At 46.0% G+C, this 26,127-nt stretch carries 23 protein-coding genes; 15 read left to right on the plus strand and 8 right to left on the minus strand.

What is annotated here, in order from left to right; all coding sequences use genetic code 11:
• Positions 1-14: 14 nt before the first annotated feature.
• Together MHI30_RS01420 and MHI30_RS01425 are read right to left on the minus strand one after the other, a co-directional pair.
• On the minus strand, positions 15-737 hold the full coding sequence (locus MHI30_RS01420) for a DUF421 domain-containing protein (RefSeq protein WP_075753625.1): 723 nt from the start codon (positions 735-737) through the stop codon (positions 15-17).
• Positions 725-1,435, minus strand: coding sequence for a carbonic anhydrase (locus MHI30_RS01425; protein ID WP_075753627.1), 711 nt, complete (start codon positions 1,433-1,435; stop codon positions 725-727). Before MHI30_RS01425 ends, MHI30_RS01420 begins: the two co-directional genes overlap by 13 nt.
• A gap of 238 nt (positions 1,436-1,673) precedes the next feature.
• Between MHI30_RS01425 and MHI30_RS01430 the strand changes: the two genes are divergently transcribed.
• Positions 1,674-1,892, plus strand: a complete 219-nt coding sequence (locus MHI30_RS01430; protein WP_075753629.1) for a hypothetical protein — start codon at positions 1,674-1,676, stop codon at positions 1,890-1,892.
• A gap of 452 nt (positions 1,893-2,344) precedes the next feature.
• Here the strand turns inward: MHI30_RS01430 and MHI30_RS01435 are convergent, their stop codons facing one another.
• The 3 genes from MHI30_RS01435 to MHI30_RS01445 form a co-directional block, all read right to left on the minus strand.
• Complete coding sequence (locus MHI30_RS01435) at positions 2,345-2,743, minus strand: DUF2809 domain-containing protein (RefSeq protein WP_075753633.1); 399 nt, start codon at positions 2,741-2,743, stop codon at positions 2,345-2,347.
• Positions 2,744-2,875: 132 nt separating this feature from the next.
• Entirely contained in the window at positions 2,876-4,312 is a 1,437-nt protein-coding gene (locus MHI30_RS01440; RefSeq protein ID WP_075753635.1) for an alanine/glycine:cation symporter family protein, read from the minus strand.
• A gap of 25 nt (positions 4,313-4,337) precedes the next feature.
• Entirely contained in the window at positions 4,338-5,321 is a 984-nt protein-coding gene (locus MHI30_RS01445) for a glutaminase (protein WP_075753637.1), read from the minus strand.
• A gap of 389 nt (positions 5,322-5,710) precedes the next feature.
• Here MHI30_RS01445 and MHI30_RS01450 point away from each other — a divergent pair, with 389 nt between their 5' ends.
• Together MHI30_RS01450 and MHI30_RS01455 are read left to right on the plus strand one after the other, a co-directional pair.
• Entirely contained in the window at positions 5,711-7,039 is a 1,329-nt protein-coding gene (locus MHI30_RS01450) for a sensor histidine kinase (protein ID WP_075753639.1), read from the plus strand.
• A 6-nt stretch (positions 7,040-7,045) separates the two neighbouring features.
• A complete protein-coding gene (locus MHI30_RS01455) occupies positions 7,046-7,981 on the plus strand; it encodes a response regulator (protein WP_075753641.1) in 936 nt (311 codons plus the stop codon).
• A 42-nt stretch (positions 7,982-8,023) separates the two neighbouring features.
• Here the strand turns inward: MHI30_RS01455 and MHI30_RS01460 are convergent, their stop codons facing one another.
• From MHI30_RS01460 to MHI30_RS01470, 3 genes are all read right to left on the minus strand, one after another.
• Positions 8,024-8,560: a GNAT family protein gene (locus tag MHI30_RS01460; protein WP_075753643.1), complete on the minus strand. Its 537-nt coding sequence runs from the start codon at positions 8,558-8,560 to the stop codon at positions 8,024-8,026.
• Between the two features lie 94 nt (positions 8,561-8,654).
• On the minus strand, positions 8,655-10,460 hold the full coding sequence (locus MHI30_RS01465) for a BlaR1 family beta-lactam sensor/signal transducer (protein ID WP_075753645.1): 1,806 nt from the start codon (positions 10,458-10,460) through the stop codon (positions 8,655-8,657).
• A gap of 1 nt (position 10,461) precedes the next feature.
• Entirely contained in the window at positions 10,462-10,848 is a 387-nt protein-coding gene (locus tag MHI30_RS01470) for a BlaI/MecI/CopY family transcriptional regulator (RefSeq protein WP_075753647.1), read from the minus strand.
• Between the two features lie 427 nt (positions 10,849-11,275).
• Here MHI30_RS01470 and blaP point away from each other — a divergent pair, with 427 nt between their 5' ends.
• From blaP to MHI30_RS01530, 12 genes are all read left to right on the plus strand, one after another.
• A complete protein-coding gene (gene blaP, locus MHI30_RS01475) occupies positions 11,276-12,199 on the plus strand; it encodes a class A beta-lactamase BlaP (RefSeq protein WP_075753649.1) in 924 nt (307 codons plus the stop codon).
• A 344-nt stretch (positions 12,200-12,543) separates the two neighbouring features.
• Positions 12,544-14,295, plus strand: a complete 1,752-nt coding sequence (locus tag MHI30_RS01480) for an alkaline phosphatase (protein ID WP_075753651.1) — start codon at positions 12,544-12,546, stop codon at positions 14,293-14,295.
• Between the two features lie 22 nt (positions 14,296-14,317).
• The gene (locus MHI30_RS01485) at positions 14,318-14,530 is read left to right on the plus strand and encodes a twin-arginine translocase TatA/TatE family subunit (RefSeq protein WP_075753653.1); all 213 of its coding nucleotides are present in this window, start codon (positions 14,318-14,320) and stop codon (positions 14,528-14,530) included.
• Positions 14,531-14,600: 70 nt separating this feature from the next.
• Entirely contained in the window at positions 14,601-15,329 is a 729-nt protein-coding gene (gene tatC / locus MHI30_RS01490) for a twin-arginine translocase subunit TatC (RefSeq protein ID WP_075753655.1), read from the plus strand.
• Positions 15,330-15,529: 200 nt separating this feature from the next.
• Entirely contained in the window at positions 15,530-16,456 is a 927-nt protein-coding gene (gene kdgD, locus MHI30_RS01495; protein WP_075753657.1) for a 5-dehydro-4-deoxyglucarate dehydratase, read from the plus strand.
• A gap of 20 nt (positions 16,457-16,476) precedes the next feature.
• A complete protein-coding gene (gucD, locus tag MHI30_RS01500) occupies positions 16,477-17,943 on the plus strand; it encodes an alpha-ketoglutaric semialdehyde dehydrogenase GucD (RefSeq protein WP_075753659.1) in 1,467 nt (488 codons plus the stop codon).
• Positions 17,944-17,983: 40 nt separating this feature from the next.
• Complete coding sequence (locus MHI30_RS01505; protein ID WP_075753661.1) at positions 17,984-19,360, plus strand: MFS transporter; 1,377 nt, start codon at positions 17,984-17,986, stop codon at positions 19,358-19,360.
• A 37-nt stretch (positions 19,361-19,397) separates the two neighbouring features.
• Positions 19,398-20,765: a glucarate dehydratase gene (gene gudD, locus MHI30_RS01510; RefSeq protein WP_075753663.1), complete on the plus strand. Its 1,368-nt coding sequence runs from the start codon at positions 19,398-19,400 to the stop codon at positions 20,763-20,765.
• A gap of 94 nt (positions 20,766-20,859) precedes the next feature.
• On the plus strand, positions 20,860-21,573 hold the full coding sequence (locus MHI30_RS01515) for a FadR/GntR family transcriptional regulator (protein WP_003178602.1): 714 nt from the start codon (positions 20,860-20,862) through the stop codon (positions 21,571-21,573).
• A gap of 82 nt (positions 21,574-21,655) precedes the next feature.
• The gene (gene garD / locus MHI30_RS01520; RefSeq protein WP_142238622.1) at positions 21,656-23,188 is read left to right on the plus strand and encodes a galactarate dehydratase; all 1,533 of its coding nucleotides are present in this window, start codon (positions 21,656-21,658) and stop codon (positions 23,186-23,188) included.
• Between the two features lie 312 nt (positions 23,189-23,500).
• Complete coding sequence (locus MHI30_RS01525; RefSeq protein ID WP_075753667.1) at positions 23,501-24,202, plus strand: lipoprotein YvcA; 702 nt, start codon at positions 23,501-23,503, stop codon at positions 24,200-24,202.
• Between the two features lies 1 nt (position 24,203).
• Positions 24,204-26,126 (plus strand): DUF6792 domain-containing protein, encoded by a 1,923-nt coding sequence (locus MHI30_RS01530; RefSeq protein WP_075753669.1) that lies wholly within the window; start codon positions 24,204-24,206, stop codon positions 26,124-26,126.
• Position 26,127: the final 1 nt, after the last annotated feature.

Raw genomic sequence — 26,127 nt, forward strand, 5'->3', positions numbered from 1 at the left:
ATCCGTCGGAGCTTTTAATGCAAAAGCTCCGGCTCAATTTTCGCCGTTTCATTATCAAGCGAAACATGCAGTTCATGGTTTTGATTAACCGAAGCGAAAAAGATTTCATCCATTCGTTCAAGCCCTTTCTTTTTCAGCTGGTTTTTGAGCCAGCTTTCCGTTACATTCAATTGGTGAAGGACAGATGTGTACACTTTCCCTTCAACGATGACCGGATATGAAAATTTGCCGCTGCTTTTTTGAATTCCCATATCTTCAGCCGTGACTTCCATTTTATTTGGCTTTTTGTATACCGTTAAATTTCCGTTCGCCTCTACAAACGCCATTTCTACGTCGCTGACATTGAAAACATCTTTTTCACGAAGCATCTGCAGAATATTATCCACCGAATATTTGATTCGTTTCAAATTGCCAACAATAAACGTTCCATTTTTGATGACGATGGTCGGTTCAAATGTAATCAGACGTCCCAGCTTTCTGTTTTTGATCATGATTTTTGAAGCGATCCTCTGCAATAGTGCAATCGCAGCCACCGCAGCGGCGGTATGCAAATGTTCAATCCTCGGATCGGCTATGTCCGCTCCGACGACGGCTCCCAATGTAATAATAATTAAAAAATCAAACACAGGCATTTCCCCGATTGAGCGTTTTCCCATAAACAGTGTGACAATTAATAAAAGCGGGAGGATGGTGAAGATTCGCCCGTAGACAACCAAAATTTCTTTCACAGTTTCCATTTTCTTTCTTCCTTTTTGTAGCCTTTTGCCAATTCAAGGTTGACGGCCGTCATTTTCGAGTTGAGGTCATGATATGGATAAGAATCGCTTATTTCAGGAAGCCGGTTGGCATCCTCCTGGTTTGAAATCACACGACCCGCCGAAACAAACCGTTTTGGGGGAATTGTAACACCGATTACTTTTGCTCCCGGTTCGATCACCGTATTCTCTTGGATATAGGCATCAAAAACAAGGCTTTGCATTCCGACAAAAACATTGTTGTCTATTCGTACGGGGCCGTGAATTTGACATTGCGGGGCGAGTGATACTTTCTCGCCTATGTAAATGGAATACGATTCACGATCCTTAAAAACGGAATGTTCAGTAACAGGGTTGTTGTATTCATAGTTTTTCATACCGTGCAAAACAACACCGTCCTGGATATTGCAATCATGGCTGATGAAGATTTTTAATCCCGTGTCTCCTCTGATCGAAGAGAAGGGCCCGATGAAAACGTTGCGTCCGATGACCACACTGCCGATGACCGAGGCGAAATGATGGATGTATGAGGACGCATCAATATCCGGAATATCTGCTTCTTGATTAAATGACGCGGTAATATTGGGGCTGACATTGTCTTGGATCAGCAGCTTTTCAAGAAACTTCCCGGCGAGTGACGAAACCGTTAACCCGAGGATGAGTTTGTTGCTTAATTTCATATGACCTGCCTCCTTTATTCAGGTAGTCTGTCTAAAAAACGGGATAATATTTATGGGCGGCGGTCTGAAACTAAAAAAGAGGATATGGGGAGATAACGGCTAATAAAGCAATGGAATAGGTTTTAGGAAGCGTTCAAGACGATTACCATTTTCATCTCTGAAAAAACAAAGGAAATTCGCGGTCAGCTTGCCCTGGCTGACTCCTCGCCAGAGCTCTATTTTAAGGGAGGTTGAAACTTTGAACCTATCTTTGGCAGTTGCATTAGTTATATCTGTGTTTTTAAATATATTTCAGCTGGCACAGCTCAAATTCAACAACCGTAAAAACGTAAATTGGAATGAGAGTACAAAAAGGCCGCTCAACCCCTTTACTGCCATCCTTTGGACTTATTTCGCCATTATCATTCTTTTGATGTTGGCTGCATTAGTAACCGTTATCATACAGCTTAACGAATAATATTAGCGGCGCATCTGAATGCTTCTCTTCTGCTGCCGGCTTTTTATTATTGCCACAGTCATAACGAAAAATGCGCAGAAATTGCAAGGAGAAAAACCGATGAAAACGGGATCGCTCGCTTTGGCACACAAGGAAACGATTGCCCCGAAGGGATCTATTTTAAATGAAGAGACGTTCGAATTTGAAACTCAAAAAAGATGGGCAAATCGTAAAGCATGCGGTAGAAAATCATAAGGAAGAGACAAATACCGCAGCTCCTCCTGCCAAAAAGGATAGAGACATTGGACATGTCAAAAAACAGGAGGCAACCCGCTGCCGAATACAGGAAATAACGGCCTGTACCGTGCTTTACTCATTGGACCCATCCTTCTTATTATCGGACTTGCTATGTTTGTTTTAAACCGCAAAAAGACTCAAAATCAAAGTGCGTAAATATTCCTCAACAGACAGCGTTACGGCTGTCTTTTTCGTTTGCAGAACAGCATTTCGCCCGCGGCGCCTGCGGAAACGCCGAGCATATAAGCCAATAAATCGCTCCACAAAAATCCATAACCGAGAATGAGTCCGCCGAGCGGAACGGCTCTGATATCGTCAATCCATGGAGCGTGATACAGCTGGCTGCATTCGATTAAAATACAAAACGCCAGCGCAATCAGCGCCACTGAAGCTGTCTTCGTGTTTTTGAACAGAAAGCCTGCGCCGAAGAAAATCATCAGCGCCCACAGCGCATCCCCTAAATAGGCATTCACGATGTCCGGCAGCATATCGGCCGTCTTTCTTGAAGCAAGCCCCGCCGCCATCGCTGCGAATATCAGCGCAAGCCGGCGGATACGGCTTCTTTTCATATTCATGACTGAACCCCGTTTCTGCCAAAGCAGATTTAAGTAAACTTCGGAGACATGACGGATACAAGAGGTTAAACGTTTTATTATTTTGGGCGGTTTAAAATGAACGAAAAAAGCCGCCGTACCCGGCGGCTTGTGTTATATCGCATTTTTGCTTTCGGCTTTTTGTTCGGTGCCGGAGCGTTCCCAGCATTCGACGCCTTCATGGTTTTCAAGAACATCTTTATAAAAGACCGGATCTTTGCCCGCTTTTCGCTGTTTCACATAGTCTTTCAAGGCGGCAAATGCCACTTTTGACAGCAGGAAGATCGCGATTAAATTGACGATGACCATCAAGCCCATGAACAGGTCGGCCATATCCCAGACAAGCTGTACTTTTGCAACACAGCCGAAGATCACCATTCCGAGCACACCGATTCTGTATAGTAATAAGACTGCTTTGCTTTTGTTTAAGAAACCGATGTTTGTCTCTCCGTAGTAATAGTTTCCGATCAGCGCGCAGAAACCGAATAACAGGATTAAAATTGCAAGAAATCCCGACGCCCACGGTCCGACGTGTTCGCTCAGAGCGGCTTGCGTCAGCGGAATTCCGCTCAGTCCCGGCTGCTTATAAGCATCAGAGAACAAAATGATCAGGGCGGTGCTCGTACAAATGATTAATGTGTCCGTTAATACGCCGAACGCCTGGATCAGCCCCTGCTTGACGGGATGGCTTGTCGTTGCCGTTGCAGCAGCATTTGGCGCGCTTCCCATACCCGCTTCGTTTGAGAAAATTCCGCGTTTGATCCCGTGCATCAGTGCCGCGCCTAATGCTCCGCCCGCTGCCTGCTCAAATCCGAACGCATTTTTCACGATCAGTGCAAAAACGTCGGGCAGCTGCGAAATGTTTGTCAAAATGACGAAAAAAGCGACGCCGATATAGAGAACAGCTAAAAACATGACGATATATTCGGACAGCTTCGCAATCCGCTTCACGCCGCCGAAAATGATCGTTCCAAAAACAGTGATCAAAATGACGCCGAGCATGAAACGGTCCGTTCCAAATGCATTATTGAACGCGACGCTGATCGTATTCGATTGAACGGAGTTGAACACGATCCCGAATGACAGGGTGATTAAAACCGCAAACAGGGCGCCCATCCAGCGTTTTTTCAGCCCTTTTTCCATGTAGTAGGCGGGGCCGCCGCGGAATCCGTTTACATCTTTCACTTTATAAATTTGCGCCAGCGTGCTTTCGACAAAGCTTGAAGCTGAGCCGATAATAGCAATGATCCACATCCAGAAGATCGCTCCGGGGCCGCCGAGTGCAATCGCAATCGCGATTCCCGTAATATTTCCGGTGCCGACCCGGGCCGCCATGCTGATGCAAAACGCCTGGAATGGCGATATATCGTTTTTGGAACGGTTTGCCGCGCCTTCCTTTAAAACGCGGACCATCTCTTTCAGCATCCGAACCTGCAAAAATTTCAATCTGAACGTAAAGTATACTCCGACCGACAGAAGCAGCACGATTAATAGTTTTGACCAAAGAAAATCGTTTATAATTCCAATGACATACTGAAGAACTTCCTGCATGTTCTCACCTCTTAATTCATTATCTTCAAAAAATACTCAGATCCCACTCCTGTGCCAATTGTTTCAAAAGCATTCCGCCCGTCATGCTGTTGCCGTAATCGTCAATCGCCGGACCGTAGATGCCGATGCCGCATCCATGCTGAAAAGGCTGTTCCCTTTTCATGCTGGCGGGCACCGCGCACATGATTCCGCCGGAGACGCCGCTTTTTGCCGGAATGCCGACAAAGGCCGCGAATTTTCCTGAAGCATTGTACATTCCGCATGTCAGCATTAAAGCTTTTGTCAGCCTGGCAACATCCTTCGGGATCACCTGCTCCTGGCGGAGAGGGTGATATCCGTCATTTGCGAGAATCATGCCGATCAAGGCGATGTCTTCAGTGCTTCCTTCCATGGAGCATTGCTTCAGATAGACTTCAAGCGTTTCTTCCACGTTTGCTTCGAGAAAGCCGGTTTCCTTTAAATAATGGGCCAATGCTCTGTTCCGATGGGCGGTTTGCCACTCTGACCGAAATACTTCCTCATTGATTTCAAGCCGTTTTCCAATCATTTTTTCAATGACTTCATGAAGCGACTCCATTTTTTCCAGTGCCGATTCACCGGGTAGGATCGACGCAACGGTCAGCGCTCCGGCGTTGATCATCGGGTTAAACGGCTTTCCCGGCTTGTGCATTTCAAGGCGGATGATTGAATTGAACGCGTCTCCCGTCGGTTCTACATCAACACGGTCTAATACGTAAGAAATCCCTTTCGTCAAACACGCTGCGATAAAGCTGATCACCTTTGAGATGCTCTGGAGTGTGAATGATACGTCCCAAGTTCCTGCTTTGATCACCGTTTGATCAGAACCGATCACACAGATGCCGAGCTGGTTAGAGTCGATTTTTCCTAAAGCGGGAATGTATTCGGCGTTGCGTCCGCTTGCGGAAAAAGGACGGTAATGTTCGACCAAATCTTCAAGGCGGGATTGCCAGAAGCGGGCGTCATAGCGTTCTTCCAATACTTCATTCATCGAATTTCCTCCAATCTGACCTGTTAAAGCTTGCAGGTTTGCTGAAAAAATACGAGGCTCTAAAAAGCGGTGATTTGGGCATGGCGGCAGAAGGCAAAGGGGTATAAGCCTTTGCCGCACAAGTTGTTTTAAAGCCTTTTCTTTCCTGGGAAAAAGGGGTTTGGGTTGCACAAGGGAGTGAGTTGCGGGAAAATATAAGCGTTTTCAAATAGAGAAAATATACATTCAATTTATAATAGAACCTACATAAACCTACAAAAAGCGACAAAAATAATTAAAAAATAAGCCAATTGATTTAAAAATCAAATCGACTGTGGGTAAAATGGGAGTTGCGGAAAACGTGCGGTTAAAGTCAAAATAAAGCAACACGCTTTTAATGGAGGATCAGCATGATAGGTGGAAATTGGGGAAGCGTGATGAAAAAGGCGGCCCGGCTTGTAAAGAAAGACGGCTATATCTTAACAGTGATGATGTTAACGGTTCCGCTCGCAGGAGAGCTGAAGTTTTATCCGTTGAACGAGACCTTCCGGGTCAGCTTCGGCGTTCCGACTTTTTTCTTTTTTTTGCTGCTGCTGCGGAATGTCCCGACTGTGCTGTCCGGCTTTTTAACGGGAGCGGCCGTCGTCGGGTTTCGGGTGCTGCTTGATGCATTCGGCCCGGGGCAGATCGATTGGTTGTCATCCTTTTATCACCATTATCCGACTTTTTTCTTTTATTTCACATATGCGTTTCTATTCTACTTGGCAAAAGTGAAGCGATTTCAATTTCGCCCGCTCTACATCGGGTTTCTGGGCTTCGGAATCGAACTGATCGCCGATGGAGCCGAACTGGCCGTTCAATATATGATGTTCGAATCTACCGTCACCCCGGGAAAGATCCGCGACATGATGGCGATTGCTTTTTCCCACAGCTTTATTGTGCTGAGCTTTTTTAATGTCATGAAGCTGTATGAAACGCAATCGCGGGAAAAGCAGATCCGCGAACAAAATGAGCACATGCTGATGATCGTTTCAAATTTATATGAAGAAACCGTTCATTTGAAAAAGACGCTGAAGAATACTGAAGAGATTACGAACGAATCCTATCAGCTGTACAGGCTCTTAAATAGACAGAGCGATAACAATTCCTCTGTCCGGCAGATCAGCCAGAAGGTGCTGCGCCTCGCCGGTGAAATCCACGAGGTCAAAAAAGACAACCAGCGCATTTTCGCCGGACTTTCAAAACTAATTTCGAAAGAAAGCTTCAGAGACTACATGGCGGCAGAAGACCTGGTCCAGCTTGTGACCGGCATTAATCGAAAGTATGCCGAATCGCTCGAAAAAGACATTGACTTTCACTATTCGATAGGCGGAGAACATCCGAAATACCACGTGTATACCGTATTATCCGTGATTAATAATATTATGGCGAATGCGGTGGAAGCGATTCAAAAACAGGGCTCCATCCGCCTCAGCCTCTATAGGCGCGCCGATGACATGCTGGAATGCCGCGTGGAAGATGACGGACCTGGCATTCCCGAGAAAGTCGGGGATGTGGTGTTTGAGCCGGGATACACGTCAAAATATGATGAATTCGGAACCCCTTCAACCGGAATCGGTTTGTCTTATGTGAAGGAAACTGTCGAGGAGCTCGGGGGGAGCATTCGATTTCGGAGTGATGCAAGCGGTGTTGTGTTTACGATCAGACTTCCGGTTCAACAATTGATTCAGAAAGGGTGAAGGCCTGTGCGTTTTTTTATTGCAGATGATGACCGTGCTGTGCGATCGATTTTAAAACAAATCATTGAAGACGAAGATTTGGGAGAAGTGGCCGGAGAAGTGGAAGACGGCTGCGATTTGGAAGGCCACGTCCTGAATTTGCAGCAAATTGATATTTTATTTGTCGATCTTTTAATGCCGCTCCGCGACGGAATTGAGACGGTTCGTCATCTGCATGGCGCTTTCTCAGGGAAGATCATCATGATTTCCCAGGTGGAATCGAAGGAAATGATCGGTGAAGCCTATTCTTTGGGGATTGAATATTATATACATAAACCGATTAACCGCATTGAAATCTTGAACGTCATTCAAAAAGTCAAGGAACGCATCGAACTGGAAAGGTCGATCCATGATATACAATCTTCGCTGAACCGGCTTGTGAGTCTCGGCGGCGGACGAAAAAACGGCTTTAGGGAAAAAAGCATTCAGGAAACGGGTGAATTTCTCCTTTCTGAACTCGGAATCGTCGGGGAGAGCGGATCCCAGGATTTACTGGCCATCCTTCAGTATTTGTTTGATGATGAACAGACCTCACTATATGAAAAGGACTTTCCGCCGCTCAAACAGATTTTTCATCAGATTGCCGAGCAAAAGCTCGGGCCGGCTGCTTCACCCGTAGAGGTCAACAGGGAGATTAAAGCGTCCGAGCAGCGGATACGGCGGGCGGTCAGCCATTCGCTAAACCATTTCGCATCACTCGGTTTAACAGACTTTTCAAATCCGCGATTTGAAAGCTATGCGTCCCGTTTTTTTGACTTTACCGTCATCAGCAAAAAAATGAAAGAGCTGCAGAAAGACTCTGCCGCCGCCTTGCCGTCCGCCCGCGTCAACACGAAGAAATTCATTCAGGTTTTCTTTTTGGAAGCCAAGCGGTTGAGCGAAAGCGCCGGAAAAAGGGGTTAAAAAGAGCTTCCTCACCTAAGAGGAAGCTCTTCTGCATGCCGGTTACCCAGCGTATTCTCTTTTCAGCAGCGAAAACATGTATACGTCAATCAGTCTTCCTTTCGCTTTCTCGTAATCTCTTAACAGTCCTTCCTTTTGAAAGGATAACGAGTTGAGGAGTTTGATTGAAGGCGTGTTTTCGGGCTCTACCTTCGCTTCGATTCGGTTGAGGTTCAAGCTTGTAAAGCCGTAATCGATCAGCTTTTGAACAGCTTCGGAAGCAAAGCCTTTTCCCCAATGATTTCTCCCTAAGTCATAGCCGATTTCAGCTCTCCCGTTTTCCTGGTCGATCATATTAAAGCCGCACGTCCCGATGACTTCATCCGTTTCTTTTACAACGATCGAAAAGCGGTTTGCCTGCCCTTCAAGGCTTAAATCATTGATCATTTGGATCATGTCCCGCGCTTGTGAGACGTCTGTAAAAGGCGTGATATTCATATGCTTTGTGACTTCCGGGTCTGACCAGTATTGACAGAGGACATCTGCATCCTCAAATTCCATTTTTCTCAAAGTCAATCTTTCTGTATAAAGGGTTTCCATGATCTTGCCTCCAAGTTCCGTTTTATTTAGGAAGGTGAAAGAACCATTCATCGATCTGCGCATCATTCATGTTCATAGAATAAAATGTAAACTGTTATCGGGAAACGGAGGGATAAATCCCTTTTTTATCTAAAATGGAAAGTGCAATTTCGGCAGCAGAGCTTCCGGCGGCCCGTTTTTCACCTTGAATATGAACAGCAAAGAAAAAAGTATTATCGGCAGCTTCTACATACCCGATAAACCAACCGGCATGGAGTTCCCCGTTGATAACCGAGGTTCCGGTTTTACCAGATAAAACCCTGCCATTTGATTCTTCTAAACGTATCGAATCTTTCACAGTTTGAATATTAGACTGTTTAAAATCAAATTCGTTATCATAAAACTTTTTTAATATATTGACCTGTTCAAGTGGGGAAATTTGAAGAGAGCCATCCAGCCAATAATCGGCCGGGTCTGAAAAATCCTCATTTCCATAATGTATAGATTTGAGATAATGACGTAAATGATCCTCCCCAATTTGCCGGTCCAGTTTTTGAAAATACCATGTTGCGGAGCTGCTCATCGCAGAGAATAAATCCTGGTCTTGATTCCATTCTTTATACGGATATTGAGTCCCGTCCCAAGTCATGTGAGAGTCGTTCTTCGTGATGATCCCGGATTCCAGTGCGAGCAATGCGCTAAACACCTTGTAGGTGGAAGCAGGTGCGAATCTGGAGGTGCTTTCTTTCCTATTGTATATTGTATACTTTTTCCTATTAGAATCAAACAGGACAAAGCCCCCTGAGGCTGAGAATTTATCAAAAAAGGTGCTGTAATCTTCGTATTCTACATTGGTGCCGGGTAAAAAGCGTGTTTCTTTTTGCATGGCCAATATAGACACAGAAGGAGTACCGGCTAATATGGCTCCAAGAACAAGGGTGAACACTAAGGCGCTTTTCGCCTTTAGCAAAGGTGATGCCGTCTGGAAGTTGACAACTGTAACAATCCGTCTTTTGATATGTTTGTATGAACTGCTGAATTCAGAAGCGGCTAACAAAGACGATGTTCTTTGCTTAAGTGAAGTGAATTTTAAAATCACCTCGCCATATTTGATGTGCAATTTTTTATCAAGCGTTTTTAATACGGCAAAGTCGCAAGAAATCTCCATCTCCGTTTTCGCTTCCTTTGATAAATACCACACGAGAGGATTAAACCAATAGACGATTTTCAACAGGCAAAGAAAATAGTTGATGAGCATATCTTTTCGTTTGCAATGGTACAGTTCATGAAGCAAAACACATTTCATTTCGTCGGCAGAAAACATTGAAATATCTTTTGGCAAGATAATATATGGACGAATGACCCCAAATGTAATGGGGGATTTTATCAATGGGGAACTGCCCAAAATGACTTTTTGATGAAAGCGTATTTCCTCTTTACATGTACGAAAAAGGGTTAATAGCTCTTTGCTGTTAACAATTTGCAGGCTCTTTTTTATTTTGCCGATTTTTAGATTGCTATAAAGAGTAGCTATAAGCATAACAGCAATACCCAATATCCAAACTGCGAAAAAGGCTGAATCTATCATTTTGAAAGACGATTGTTCAATCGACATCGAAAAGTCCTGCACCCAGTTTACATGTTGGCCGATTGCTTCTGTCGTCTTGTCTGTGGAGTGGGTTTGGGATAATGCCGATTGAGCTCCTCCTAAATTCAGAATCCAGTCAAAATGATGGCTTTTTAGAAAATGAAAGGGGATAAAAGGAGCGATCAAAGCTAAAAGAGAAATCACGCTAAGATGATAGTGGGTGCCTACAGTGATTTGAGCCTTGAGCAGTTTTTTAATGAGTATGATGATAGAAAAAAACAGAGACAATAGAATTTGACTAACTAAAAAGGGAATAAAGAAAGAACTGCTCATTTCATTCCTTCTTTCTGTTCTTATGTTCTTCTAATATTTGATACAACTCATTAATTTCTTCACCTGACAGCTGATCATTCTCCAAAAAGTTTAATACCATCGAATTAAGAGTGCCATTGTAAAACCGGTTTAAAAAACTGTGACTCTTCACCTCTATATAATCACTTTCGTCTATATTTGGTGTGTAAACGAAAACCCGTCCTTCTTTATGGTGGTTTAATGCTCCTTTTTTAATGAGGCGCAGCAGCATAGTTTGGATGGTTTTAGGGCTCCATTCACTGGTTTTGGATAACTCTTTAATCACCTCATTGGTATTGATCGAAGAATGCTTCCAGATGACTTTCATCACTTCTAATTCCGCATCAGAGATTTGAGGTATTTTTTTCATTTTAATCATCCTATACTTACAAATGTAATACTCTCATTATAGGTTTGCCATTTTAAGAAGTCAATTTAACTGGAGTGAACATGCTGTTTCTGCATTTTTAATTCCATCACTTCCCGTCCGTTCATTTGTCCCTGGTGGAAACGAGGTCATCATTCCGCCGGTATTTATGTCCTTTTCGATTTTTATTCGTTCCGAAAAAACGGTTGCATTTAAATCTTACATGTGTAATACTTTCAAAGACTACATTTGTAAGATTTGATGTTTGAGTCGGCTGAAAGATCGTACGTACCAATTATTCTTTCGTGTTCATTCAAGTCATAACACAGCAGGCATGGCGGAAAGACTGCTTCATTTGTCTATGTTTTAGGTGTAATGGGCACAGCTGGTTACGATCAATCAAATATTCAATCGAAGGGAGACGATTTTGATGAAATTATCGTTCAGTACTTTAAAACTGAAAAAGGCTGCAGCAGTGTTGATTTTCTCTTGCGTCGCGCTTGCAGGATGCGCTAACAATCAATCGAATGCCTCGCAACCTGCCGAGAAGAATGAAAAGACGGAGATGAAAGATGATTTTGCAAAACTTGAGGAGCAATTTGATGCAAAACTCGGGATCTTTGCATTAGATACAGGTACCAACCAGACGGTAGCGTATCGGCCGGATGAGCGTTTTGCTTTTGCTTCGACGATTAAGGCTTTAACTGTAGGGGTGCTTTTACAACAGAAATCAATAGAAGATCTGAACCAGAGAATAACATATACACGTGATGATCTTGTAAACTACAACCCGATTACCGAAAAGCACGTTGATACGGGAATGACGCTTAAAGAGCTTGCGGATGCTTCGCTTCGATACAGTGACAATACCGCACAGAATCTGATTCTAAAACAAATTGGCGGACCTGAAAGTTTGAAAAAGGAACTGAGGAAGATTGGTGATGAGGTTACAAATCCCGAACGATTCGAACCAGAGTTAAATGAAGTGAATCCGGGTGAAACTCAGGATACCAGTACAGCAAGAGCACTTGTCACAAGCCTTCGAGCTTTTGCTCTTGAAGATAAACTTCCAAGTGAAAAACGCGAGCTTTTAATCGATTGGATGAAACGAAATACCACTGGAGATGCCTTAATCCGTGCCGGTGTGCCGGACGGTTGGGAAGTGGCTGATAAAACTGGAGCGGCATCATATGGAACCCGGAATGACATTGCCATCATTTGGCCGCCAAAAGGAGATCCTGTCGTTCTTGCAGTATTATCCAGCAGGGATAAAAAGGATGCCAAGTATGATGATAAGCTTATTGCAGAAGCAACAAAGGTGGTCATGAAAGCCTTAAACATGAACGGCAAATAAAAACAATTGCGATGAATTCCGTCAAAACATCATCTTACATAAAGTCACTTGGTGAACAAGCTCATATCATTGTCCGGCAATGGTGTGGGCTTTTTTTGTTTTCTCTCTTTAAAGATCATGTGAAGAAAAACGGGAAAATCGGTCTGCGGGAAAGGACCGGGTTTTTGTCGAAATCATAGGCGAATGGGTTGGATTGTGACAAAATTCGACACATCTACAGGCGGTGCGACTTGATGGACCATCAACCGCGCCTCTCCTCTTGTTTACAATACTTTACAGTTCGTTAATAAACTCTGCCTATAATAGAACCCGATCAATCATTTGTATAGAGAGGGGTAATACGAATGACACATGAAGGACCGCTGGAGGAATGGATGAAAAAGCTGAGCGAGGAAAGCCTCAAGGACAATACGTTTGACCGCCGCCGTTTTATTCAAGGGGCCGGCAAAATAGCCGGGCTTTCGCTCGGACTTGCAATCGCGCAATCGATGGGGGCAATGGAAGTCAATGCAGCACCGACATTCTCCGAATATCCGTTTACACTTGGCGTTGCATCGGGAGATCCGCTTTCTGACAGCGTCGTATTGTGGACGAGGTTGGCTCCCGATCCGCTAAACGGGGGCGGGATGCCGAATGAAGCTGTATCCGTGAAATGGGAGATCGCGGAAGACGAACGCTTCCGCCGTATCGTCAAACGGGGAACCGAAAAAGCGACACCTCACCTTGCACATTCGGTACATGCCGAGGTATCCGGACTGAAACCGAATCATGTGTACTATTACCGCTTTAAATGCGGCAACCAGCTGAGCCCCGTCGGCAAGACAAAAACGCTTCCGGCGGCAGGGGCAGATGTGGCTAAATTCACATTCGCTTTTGCTTCATGTCAGCAGTACGAACACGGCTATTATACCGCCTATCAGCATATGGCGAAGGAAAAGCTCGATCTTGTTTTTCATCTCGGCGACTATATTTATGAGTACGGTCCGAATGAATATGTTTCAAAAACAGGCAATGTCAGAACACACAGCGGTCCTGAAATCATGTCGCTGCTTGATTACCGAAACCGCCATGCCCAATATCGTTCAGATGCAAACTTGAAAGCCGCACATGCCGCCTTCCCGTGGGTTGTCACATGGGACGACCATGAAGTGGAGAACAACTACGCGAATGTCATCCCTGAAAAAGGCCAGTCAGTAGAAGCGTTTATTAAACGGCGCGCCGCCGCATACCAAGCTTATTACGAGCATATGCCGCTCCGCCGCAAATCCCTGCCGAACGGTCCTGATATGCAATTGTACCGGAATTTTTCCTACGGCAATCTGGCGGACATTAGCGTGCTTGATACCCGTCAGTATCGCGATGACCAAGCCAACGGAGATGGCAATAAGCCTCCTTCTGATGAGTCGAATGATCCGAAGCGGACGCTGCTTGGAGCCGAACAGGAGGCTTGGCTGTTTGACAACCTGAGTCGTTCCGGAGCACACTGGAACATCATCGCACAGCAGATTTTCTTTGCGCAATGGAACTTTGGGACAAGCGCGGCGCCGATTTACAGCATGGATTCGTGGGACGGATATCCCGCTCAGCGAAAGCGGGTGATCGACTTCATCAAATCTCAAAAACTGAACAACATCGTCGTCCTCACCGGTGATGTGCATGCCAGCTGGGCAAATAATCTGCTCGTTGACTTTGACAATCCAAAATCGGACATCTTCGGCGTGGAATTCGTCGGGACGTCGATTACATCTGGAGGAAACGGCGCTGATAAAAGAGCGGATACAGATAAGATTTTATCGAACAATCCTCATATAAAGTTTTTCAATGATTACCGCGGCTATGTGCGCTGTACGGTCACACCGGAAGAATGGCGGACAGATTACCGCGTGGTCCCATATGTGACAGAACCGGGTGCCGCGATTTCGACAAGAGCTTCCTATGTTTATCATAAAGACTACACAGGGCTGAAACGGACCGCTTCCAACATTGTGCCTGGAGGCGTGAAGAAGTCAAACGAAGTCGAAGAAGACCGCTTCCTCGCACATACAAGAGCCCATCAGAAGCAAGTGAAGCAAAAGGAGAAAAAAGTAACCCAGTAATCAATGAAAGGATGACAGCAAAATGCTTTCAAATATCGGTATTCCGGGTCTCATCCTGGTTCTGGTAATTGCGCTGATCATTTTCGGGCCTTCAAAGCTTCCGGAAATCGGCCGGGCTTTTGGAAAAACGCTGACCGAATTCAAAAGCGCGACAAAGTCTTTAGTATCTGCCGATGACAATGAGATCGGACAGGGGTCTGATGCGAAGAAGCAAAACGATCCATCGGCACGATGATCAATAGAGCGGGCGGGTGAACCCGTCTGTTCTTTTTTCTGTTTAGCATGTGAAGGGGAGGAAGGCGAAGGTGAAAAAAAGGGAAACACATTTGATTGCCCATCTTGAAGAGCTGCGCCAGCGAATCATTAAAACGCTTCTTACGTTTATTCTGTTTCTCATCACCGGCTTTTTGTTTGTTCAGGATATCTACGACTGGCTGATTAAAGACCTCGATGAAAAGCTTGCTGTACTGGGGCCGGGGGATATTCTTTGGGTTTATATGATGATTGCGGGGGTGCTGGCGGTCGCTGCCACCATACCGGTGGCAGCTTTTCAGACATGGCGGTTTGTGGCGCCTGCGCTGACCGACCGCGAACGGAGGATGGCATTATTTTATATTCCGGGTCTTTTCACTTTTTTTATTTTGGGGATTGTATTCGGTTATGTTGTGCTCTTTCCGCTCGTTCTTCAGTTTTTGATCGGATTATCCGCCGGCCATTTTCAAACGATGTTTACGGCAGAGCATTATTTTCGCTTTATGATGAACCTGACACTGCCATTCGGGTTTTTGTTCGAAATGCCCCTCATCGTGATGTTTTTAACGAGCCTCGGGATTTTAAATCCGGCCAAGCTCAGTAAAATGAGAAAAATTTCTTATTTTGCGCTGATTGTCGTATCAGTTGTGATCACGCCGCCCGATTTTATCTCGGATGTGTTGGTGATCGTCCCGCTGCTTGTATTATACGAATTAAGCATCTCTTTATCGGCGTTTATTTACCGGAAAAAAACTGCTGCGCAACCAGGGGCTGAGGCCTAAGGCTGAAGACGGACCGTGTCTTCAGTCTCTTTTTTTTGCTTGAAATAAAAAAATCAGAAAATAATGATATTGACAATTTGTTTATTTGTCTTACAATTAAACAAAAAGATGAATGGAGGGATTTTCTAAAAACAGAAACATCGCATTTCAACTGAATGACAACGCTTTCTCAGGAAATGAACGACAGGGGGATGACGGAGATGAGTCAATTACGGAAGGCGCCGGAAGGCATATTAGGTTTCCCGGTGGCACCCTTCAACAGGGAAGGAAAACTGGAGGAAGAAGCACTTTACGAAAACATCCGCTTTTTATTGGATGAAGGGCTTGAGGCGGTTTTTATCGCTTGCGGCTCAGGAGAATTTCAGTCTCTCAGCGCAAAGGAATATGAGCAAATGGTCGAAATTGCCGTCTCGGCGGCGGGCGGGAAGGTGCCTGTTTACACAGGAGTGGGCGGCAACTTGAGCACCGCTTTGGAATGGGCGCGGATTTCCGAGGAAAAAGGGGCCGACGGCTATCTGATTCTCCCGCCATACTTGATACACGGAGAGCAGGAAGGCCTCTATCAGTATACGAAAACAATCATTGAAAGCACGGATTTAAACGCCATCATTTATCAGCGAGACAATGCGGTTTTGACGCTTGAACAGATTCAGCGGCTGACCGATCTCGAGCAGCTTGTCGGACTCAAAGACGGCATAGGGGATATGGCGTTGAATATCAGTTTGTCGTATACGATAGGAGACAGGCTGGGCTGGCTCAACGGAATGCCGATGGCTGAAGTCACGATGCCGGCTTATGCTCCAATTGGCTTTACGTCGTATTCTTCGGCGATATCCAATTATATTCCTCATATTTCAAGGATGTTTTATGAGGCATTATTAAACGGCAACGACCAGCTTGTCAAAGAGATTTATGAGCATGTCATCATGCCGATTAACGAGATCCGCAAACTTCGGAAGGGCTATGCCGTGTCTTTGATCAAAGCCGGTATGGAAATCATGGGCCTTCATGTGAAAAACACGGCGAGACCGCCGATCGTTCCGGTGGAAAAAGAACATTGCCGGCAGCTCGAAAACATTCTGAAAAACGCGATGGCGCGTTATCCGAAAACGACCGCTGCCCTATAAACAAAAGGAGGAATTTGAAGATGTCTGTTGCAGCTGAAAATAAAACGTATTTTAACTTTATCAACGGCCGCTGGGTGAAGGCTGAATCGGGCGGGATGGAACAGTGCTTGAACCCGGCAGATACACGGGATATCGTCGGGCTTGTGCAAAAGTCTTCGATTGCGGATGTAGACTGGGCGGTTGAAGCGGCCAAGCAGGCCAAAAAGGCTTGGAGAAAGCTGTCGGGAGCGGAGCGCGGTCAATTTCTTTACAAGGCTGCTGATATCATGGAACAGCGCCTCGATGAAATTGCCGAGTGTGCGACGCGTGAAATGGGGAAAACACTGCCTGAAGCAAAAGGGGAAACAGCGCGGGGAATCGCGATTCTCAGATACTATGCCGGAGAGGGGATGCGGAAAACAGGCGATGTGATTCCCTCGACCGACACATCCGCTTTCATGTACACCGACAGAGTGCCGCTCGGCGTCGTCGGCGTCATCTCGCCGTGGAATTTTCCCGTTGCCATCCCGATTTGGAAAATGGCGCCTGCCCTCATCTATGGAAACACGGTCGTCATCAAGCCGGCTACAGAAACCGCAGTCACCTGCCTTAAAATTATCTCGTGCTTTGAGGAAGCAGGGATTCCGTCAGGCGTGGTCAATGCGGTGACAGGACCGGGATCATCGGCCGGCCAAAGGCTTGCTGAACACCCGGATGTGAACGGAATTACGTTTACAGGGTCGAACCAAACCGGAAAAATCATCGGCCGGACGGCGTTTGAAAGAGGGGCGAAGTACCAGCTTGAGATGGGCGGCAAAAACCCGGTGATCATAGCAGATGACGCCGACCTTGATAGTGCGGTTGAAGCGGTCATCAGCGGAGCGTTCCGGTCGACGGGTCAAAAGTGTACGGCGACAAGCCGCGTCATCGTCTTAAACGGTGTTTATAACCGGTTTAAAGAAAAGCTGCTTCAACAAACGAAAGAAATTACAATCGGCGACAGCTTAAAAGAAGATGTCTGGATGGGACCGATTGCGAACAAACAGCAGCTTGACAACTGCCTGTCCTATATTGAAAAAGGAAAGAAAGAAGGCGCGGACCTCATTTTCGGCGGCGAGAGGCTGGCAGATGGAAAATACGAAAACGGCTATTATATCAGGCCGGCCATTTTTGACAACGTCACTTCCGGCATGACGATTGCCCAAGAAGAAATTTTCGGCCCGGTCATCGCTTTAATCAAGGCGGATACACTTGAGGAAGCTTTGGAGACGGCCAATGACGTCAAATTTGGCCTGAGCGCTTCCATTTTTACGCAAAACATCGGCCGGATGCTGTCATTCATAGATGAAATCGAAGCGGGGCTCATTCGCGTCAACGCCGAAAGCGCCGGTGTCGAACTGCAGGCGCCATTCGGAGGTGTTAAACAATCGAGCTCGCATTCACGGGAACAGGGGGAGGCAGCAAAAGAATTTTTTACAGCCGTGAAAACCGTATTTGTCAAACCGTAAATCAATCGTTTCGGTACAAATGAATAAAGGAGAAGATGCTATGAAAAAAAATCGTGCAGCCTCCCCCCATACCGCGGGGAAAAGAAGTTCTGTCCGCTGGTTTGTCGTGTCTATGCTGTTTCTCGTCACATCCATTAATTATGCCGACCGTGCGACACTCTCGATTGTCGGCGATTCTGTGCAGCATGAGCTTGGGCTGAGTTCGGTGGCGATGGGGTATGTCTTTTCCGCATTTGGCTGGGCGTATGTTGTCGGCCAAATTCCCGGAGGCTGGCTGCTCGACCGCTTTGGGTCGAAAATCATCATCGCCGCCAGCATCTTCTTTTGGTCATTGTTTACCCTTTTGCAGGGTACGCTTGGCTTTTTCGCCGCGGGAACGGACGTTATCCTTTTATTTGCGCTCCGGTTTCTCGTCGGTCTGTCAGAAGCGCCGTCCTTTCCGGGCAACGGCCGGGTGGTGGCTTCCTGGTTTCCAAGCTCTGAACGCGGAACAGCGTCGGCGATCTTCAACTCGGCGCAGTACTTTGCACTTGTCATTTTTTCACCGCTGATGGGGTGGCTCGCCCATTCATTCAGCTGGCATACGGTTTTTGTCATTATGGGTGCTCTGGGGATTGCGATGTCGATTATTTGGCTGAAAACGATTTACGAACCAAAAAAACACCCGAGAATCAATGCCGCCGAACTGGCGTACATCGAAGAAGGCGGCGCGCTTGTCTCGATGGATGAGGGAAAAAACGCGGAAAAGAAAGAAAAGGAGTCGCAATGGCCTTACATTAAGCAGCTTTTAAGAAGCCGGATGCTGCTCGGGGTGTATATCGCCCAATACTGCATCACAACGTTGACCTATTTCTTTCTGACCTGGTTTCCGGTCTATCTCGTTCAGGCACGCGGCATGTCGATTCTTGAAGCGGGTTTTGTCGCATCGCTTCCTGCAATCTGCGGATTTTTAGGAGGATTGCTGGGCGGGTTCGTGTCAGACTTCCTTTTGAAAAAGGGCTGCTCGATAACGGTTGCCAGAAAAACGCCGATCATCCTCGGCATGCTGATGTCCTGCTCAATGATCGTATGCAACTATGCAGATTCATCCTGGCTGGTCGTTTCCATCATGTCGCTTGCCTTTTTCGGAAAAGGATTTGGCGCGCTGGGCTGGGCGGTTGTGTCAGATACCTCGCCAAAGGAGTGTGCCGGCTTGAGCGGCGGCATCTTCAACACCTTTGGAAATATTGCGTCCATCACGACGCCGATCATCATCGGATATATCGTGAATGCGACAGGCTCATTTAACGGAGCGCTTGTGTTTGTCGGGGCCAACGCGATTGCCGCGGTATTAAGCTATCTGTTTCTCGTCGGGCCGATCAAGCGCATCGAACTGCAGAAAGAGAAAGACCCTGCGGACACCACTTTATCCATATAAAATGTAAGCGCTTTAATAAGAGGGAGGCTAAATCGATATGAATACAAACATCCATCAGCATGTAAAAGAGGAGAAAGCATCGCAAACCCCTTCCATTGCCGACATGCGGGTTATACCCGTGGCAGGGCGCGACAGCATGCTTTTGAATTTGAGCGGAGCTCACGGCCCCTTTTTCACACGGAATATCGTGATTATAAAAGATTCATCAGGCGCTCTCGGTGTCGGCGAAGTCCCGGGCGGCGAACGGATCCGCCAGACGCTGGAGCAGGCAAAGCCGCTTGTCATCGGTCAGCCGCTTGGCGCTGTCCAATCGATTTTGCAGTCTTTCAGGCGTCGTTTTAAAGACCGGGATGCCGGAGGGCGCGGGGTGCAGACCTTTGACCAGCGGACGACGATACACGCAGTGACCGCATTGGAAGCGGCTTTGCTCGATTTGCTCGGAAAATTTCTCGGCGTCCCTGTAGCGGCGCTGTTGGGGGAAGGCCAGCAGCGGGAAAAAGTGAAGATGCTCGGCTATTTGTTTTACATTGGCGACCGAAAGCGCACAACGCTTCCCTATATGAGTGAGCAAGAGGCAAGTGACGACTGGTTCCGCCTCCGCCGCGAAGAAGCGTTGACACCCGAAGCGATCGTCCGTCTTGCTGAAGCAGCTCAAGAACGATACGGTTTTCATGATTTTAAATTAAAAGGCGGCGTCCTTTCGGGAGAAGATGAAATCGAGGCGGCATCCGCTTTGGCAAAGCGGTTTCCCGAGGCGAGAATCACCCTTGACCCGAATGGCGCGTGGTCATTGGAAGAAGCGATTGCGCTTTGTAAGGGAAAACGGGATGTGCTCGCCTACGCGGAAGACCCTTGCGGAGCGGAAGCCGGATACTCGGGTCGGGAAATCATGGCCGAATTCCGCCGTGCGACAGGTATTCCGACAGCGACGAATATGATTGCGACAGACTGGCGGCAAATGGGGCACGCGATACAACTGCACGCTGTTGATATACCGCTGGCAGATCCGCATTTCTGGACGATGCAGGGATCTGTCCGCGTTGCTCAAATGTGCCATGAATGGGGGCTGACGTGGGGTTCTCACTCCAATAACCATTTTGACGTCTCACTGGCCATGTTCACCCACGTTGCCGCAGCAGCTCCCGGCGACATTACGGCGATTGATACGCATTGGATTTGGCAGGATGGACAGCGCCTCACAAAACAGCCATTTTCAATTGCTGACGGATATGTCCAAGTTCCTGATCAGCCTGGGCTCGGCATTGAAATCGACATGGAACAGGTGGAAAAAGCAAATGAACTGTATGAGAAAATGAAAGCAGGCGAGCGGAATGATGCCGTTGCCATGCAGTTTTTGATTGAAAATTGGCGTTTCGACCCTAAACGCCCTTGTCTTGTTCGATAATTGCGGAAACAGCGGTTTGAGAGGCCCCTAGCCGACATTGTCATACGCGATATTTTGTCTTACAATATGAACAACTGAAAGGGGGCCCACAGTCGTGGAAGAAGATATGGAAACATTGCAGGTCGAATCAGTCAATCGCAAGACATTGGCAAAACAGGTTGTAGAACGAATCGTCCATTTATTATCAAGCGGCCAATTGAAACCGGGGGACAAACTGCCGACGGAGATCGAGCTCATGGAAAAGCTGAATGTCAGCAGACCCGTTCTCCGCGAAGCTTTAATATCACTCGAAACGCTCGGAATTATTAAAAGAAAAACCCGGGACGGCACGTATTTTAATGATAAAATCGGCATCCAGCCGTTTTCTGTCATGCTGGCTTTGGCGGTCGATAATTTGCCGGCCATTATTGAAGCGAGGATGGCGCTGGAACTCGGGCTTGTCACGATCGCCGCAGAAAAGATCAATGACAGTCAGCTCGAAAGGCTGCAGGAAACGATCGATATTATTGCAAACAGCACGGATAATCATTATGGAGAAGCGGATAAAGAATTTCACCGGATCATCGCTTTGAGCGCGAACAACCCGGTGCTTGAAGGCATGATTCAATCACTCTTGATCACACATGCCAAAATCGACAGCCAGATTCCATACAGGGAAAGGGACCGGACTGTCGAATATCATACGAATATTTTGAAAGCCCTTCAACAAAGGGACCCATACCAAGCCTATCACCATATGTATGAGCATTTAAAATTTGTACGTGACAAAATACTGAATGGCCTTCGTGATGAAAAAAACAATCATTAAATTGTTTGACAGCGCTTTCTAACATGTACCGCGGCGGGAGAAGGGCTGCGGAAAGGCGCTGATCGAAAAGGGGAGTTGATCAATCCTTATGCTTGTCAATCAAACTGAAACCCCGTTGTACATTAAGGTGAACGAAAAAGACAATGCCGCCATCATCGCCAATGCCGGCGGACTCCCGAAAGGGACGGTGTTTCCTTGCGGGCTTAATCTGCAAGAGCGTATTCCCCAAGGGCATAAAGTGGCTTTAACGAACATTACACAGGGCGGGCCCGTTATTCGCTACGGTGAAGTCATCGGCTACGCCGTCAAACCAATTGAAAAAGGCGGATGGATTTCCGAGTCGCATATCATGCTTCCGGAAGCTCCGCCGCTCGATGAACTGTCCATCGCCAACAAAGTTCCAAAACCCGCTCCCCCTCTTGAAGGGTACACATTTGAAGGATACCGGAATGAAGACGGGAGCGTCGGCACGAGAAACGTGCTTGGCATTATGACAAGCGTGCAATGCGTCGCAGGTGTTCTCGATTACGCAGTTAAACGAATTAAAGAGGAACTGCTCCCAAAATATCCGAACGTTGACGGTGTCGCTGCATTAAATCATCAGTACGGCTGCGGTGTGGCGATTAATGCGCCGGAAGCCAAAATCCCGATCCGAACGATTCAAAATATCGCCAGGCACCCTAATTTCGGCGGGGAAGCGATGGTGATCGGACTCGGCTGCGAGAAGCTCCTTCCGATGAGGATAGAGCCGGAAGGAGACGCTGAAAACATTCTTTCATTGCAGGAACGGAAAGGGTTTCAGCAAATGATACAATCGATTATGGAAATGGCCGAAGAGCGCTTAAAAAGGCTGAATGCACGGAAGCGGACAACATGTCCCGCTTCAGACCTGGTGATCGGCCTTCAGTGCGGTGGCAGCGACGCTTTCTCAGGGGTGACCGCAAACCCCGCGGCGGGATATGCGGCCGACTTACTCGTCCGGGCAGGGGCGACGGTTTTATTTTCGGAAGTCACCGAAGTCCGCGATGCCGTTCATCTCCTAACACCGCGCGCTGTCAATGAAGAAGTCGGCCGCGCTCTGATTCGGGAAATGGCTTGGTATGACCGCTATCTGGAAAGAGGCGAATCAGACCGAAGCGCCAATCCGTCGCCAGGAAACAAAAAGGGCGGGCTGGCTAACGTGGTTGAGAAATCGCTCGGATCGATCGCGAAATCGGGAAGCAGCCCGATCAATGCCGTACTCGCACCTGGTGAAAGGGCTGTACAGAAGGGACTCACTTTTGCAGCGACACCTGCAAGCGATTTCGTATGCGGCACCCTGCAATTGGCCTCGGGTATGCATTTGCAAGTATTTACAACCGGAAGGGGAACGCCGTACGGCCTTGAAATGGCTCCGGTTTTGAAAGTGGCAACCCGGCAGTCGTTATCAGAAGATTGGCGCGATTTAATCGACGTTAACGCCGGAAGGATCGCAACAGGTGAAGCTTCAATAGAAGAAGTCGGCTGGGAAATTTTCAAGACGATCCTTGCCGTCGCAAGCGGGAGGAAAACATGGGCGGAACATTGGGGGCTCTCCAATGACTTGTGTTTGTTTAACCCCGCGCCTGTGACTTGATCGAAAAGCACCTTGATATAGGTGCTTTTTTAATTGCGAACTCGTTTTTAACAAGAAGTATGAAGTGGTTCTTTTTTCATATTTCCTCTTTGGTAAACTAAACCGCAGTACCTTTCGGAATCTTGGCGCATCAACCTTACTGCCTGTTTTTTCAGAGGGCTGGCATACGATTTGCAGGGTGGTGATTCTTATTTCCTATTTATCTAATTTATTCCAAGTTGTAACATAAAAAAGTATCATTTTCAAGCATGTCATTCGCATTAAAATGAAGTACTTGCAGCTTAACTTAAAAGCCCTTGGAGGTTTAATAAAATGAAAAAGATGATGATATTGTGTTTTTCTATAATACTAGTTTTTACAGGAGGATGCAGTATGAACGACAGCCAAAACGGCAATCAAGAAGAAGCGGTCAAGCCGAAAGACATGGACCCGAAAGACCTCCCGCAGGTTCCGGCGTTCCAGGATGAGAAAACAAGAGAATACATGGCATCAACAAAGGAAGTCGAGCCCGGCTATTATTTGCTTGAGTCTAAACTGAAAGGGTTTACGATGTTGTTTCCGGAGGATGGGAAATATGATGACAATTTATCCTCTCTCGGAAAAGATGAAGAGATAATCTCTTTTTATAGCTACGATGAAAAAACGAATGTTTCTCTTAATGCTTCTGTAGAATATTACCTAAATCAATCTTTCATCAATAATCCAAATGAAATGTTAGAACAAGTGAGGGAGGAAAATGGATATAAAGGACAATTTGAAAAGTTTGAGGAAAAAGATAAGGATATTTATTTTGCGTATATGAAAACTGTTCACGACGATACAAATCAAAAAAATAATGAGACTCATTCCTATATTGGTTATGTAAATAAACAGAATTATGTTGGTATACAATTTACATATGACTTTACTTGCCTAAAGAGTTCTAAACCTTGTTCACTTGATGTTGATTCTGCTGAAAAGAAAGCTAAGAAGTTAGTCAAATCCATCGTATTTTTAACTGATAAGGAGAAATAGGATGGCAACTAAAAATATATTTGAAAATGAAAATGTGAAACTTCGTATAATAAACCTGGAATACAGCTATAAAAATAGGTTTGCTTCAAATAATCCAAATGAAATGAAAAAAGCTAAAGACAATTTCGAGGCAGATGTTCGCAGAATTTATAAAGAGGAAACAAATCATGAACTTCCAGAAAATATTGAGATTTTTACGTCAAAAGAAATTCTAGAACATAGTAAGGATAAAACAATCAGTCAATCAGGCTATGATGGAACAGCTATTCATATAAAGGATAAGACAAAACATATCGATCAGCTCCACATTATTTCCGAGGGCAGCGCCGATAATGAAGATTGGAAATATAATTTCTTTGGATTGTTTTTGGGAATGGATAACAGACAATATAAGGCTACAAGGGAATTTTCAAGGGCCTCCAAGAGAAAAGTCGGTAACTCTAAAGAGTTAAAAACTTATGCTATGGGCCATTCTCTTGCAAACAATAACCAAGTTTTAGTGCAGTTAGTAAATGGTGAATTTGATGAGGTTTATGGTGTAAATGGGGCCCAAATAAGTGTAGATCATTTATTGTTGATTGATAAGAAAATGGCAAGGGAACTAAGAAAGAAGTATCAAGTAAACGATTTATCAACAATCCCAAAAGACAAACTCAAAAAAGCCATCATCAAATACTACAACGACAAAGGCGTCACAGCTAACATCACCCAGCGCATTTCCAGTGACGATCCGCTCTACGGTGTCAGCGGGAAGGCTGATTTTATTACGTTCGGCGATGTGAAGATGACGAACACACACCCGGATATAAAAGGATTCCGAAGTGTCATTGATCATATTCCTGATGAAGATGTGAGCAAACTGAAAGGGTACTTTCAAAAATATGCTGCTGATTATCGAAAGGGCGGCATTCAGGGTTTTGCTATGGAAGCAATCGGCGTAGATATGGATTTTTTAAACGGAATCATGAATGAAGAGGGTACAGCTCAGCAAATAGCATATTGCCTGAAACATCCGGCCCGCCTCTTGAATATGGTGGGTGCACTTGATAAAAAGCTGCCAGAGTTCAAAGAATTTTTTGCAAAAGTCAAGGCCTACAGCGGCCCTGTTCTCAATCAGCTTGAAGCAAACGGTTATATTGATGGAGCGAAAAAGAAGACCATTCAAAAAGACATTGCCGAAGTAGAGCGACTGACTGGAAGGCTGGACGTTTTATATGAAAAGATCAAATTTCTTGTCGACTGGAAGACCGTCATATTTACTCTAAATAATAGACAACTCTCTCAATCACTATTGAAAAATTTAATCGAATTTTATTCAACTTATAAAGCATTGGAAGAAGCCTTGGGCAAACTGGATCAAGACACAAAAGACCTTCTCAATCTTATTGGCGAAGGCCACAGCATCACCCCGCTTCTAAACGCCCTATCCAAAAAGAAAGGCATCAGCTACAAAGGAGGAGACATCTATTTTTCTAAGAAAGGCAAGGACGGAAAAGAGATAAAGGTCAACCTGTCATCTGCCATCAGGATTTACCAGGCGGGGATGGCTGCCATTTCAAAGATTGAGGCTGAAATTGAACACTTCCAACGAGTTTTCCACCATGAAATCCACGATCATTTCGCAACTAAAAAATCTGAGTTGACAAAAGCCATTCATGACATGGAAGCCAATCCTTCCCGCTACCAATTCGACATTCAGTTCAAGCTTGCCTCAGGCTTCGCCGGATCAAACGGAAAGCTGAATAAAATCGTCGTCCACGACTCGTATCACACGGCCCCGCTTCCTCAGTGCGACGGCGTCGTCAGCGAATTAAAAAAACAAACCTCCAGCAAAAAGAAATTTGTAAAAAGCATTCGCGCCAGCATTGAAAAATTGTTCGATGAAGATGAGCAAATTTCGGCGCTGTTTGATTTTAAGGCATAGG

This window comes from Bacillus sp. FSL L8-0528, assembly GCF_038593085.1.
Taxonomy (GTDB): domain Bacteria; phylum Bacillota; class Bacilli; order Bacillales; family Bacillaceae; genus Bacillus; species Bacillus paralicheniformis.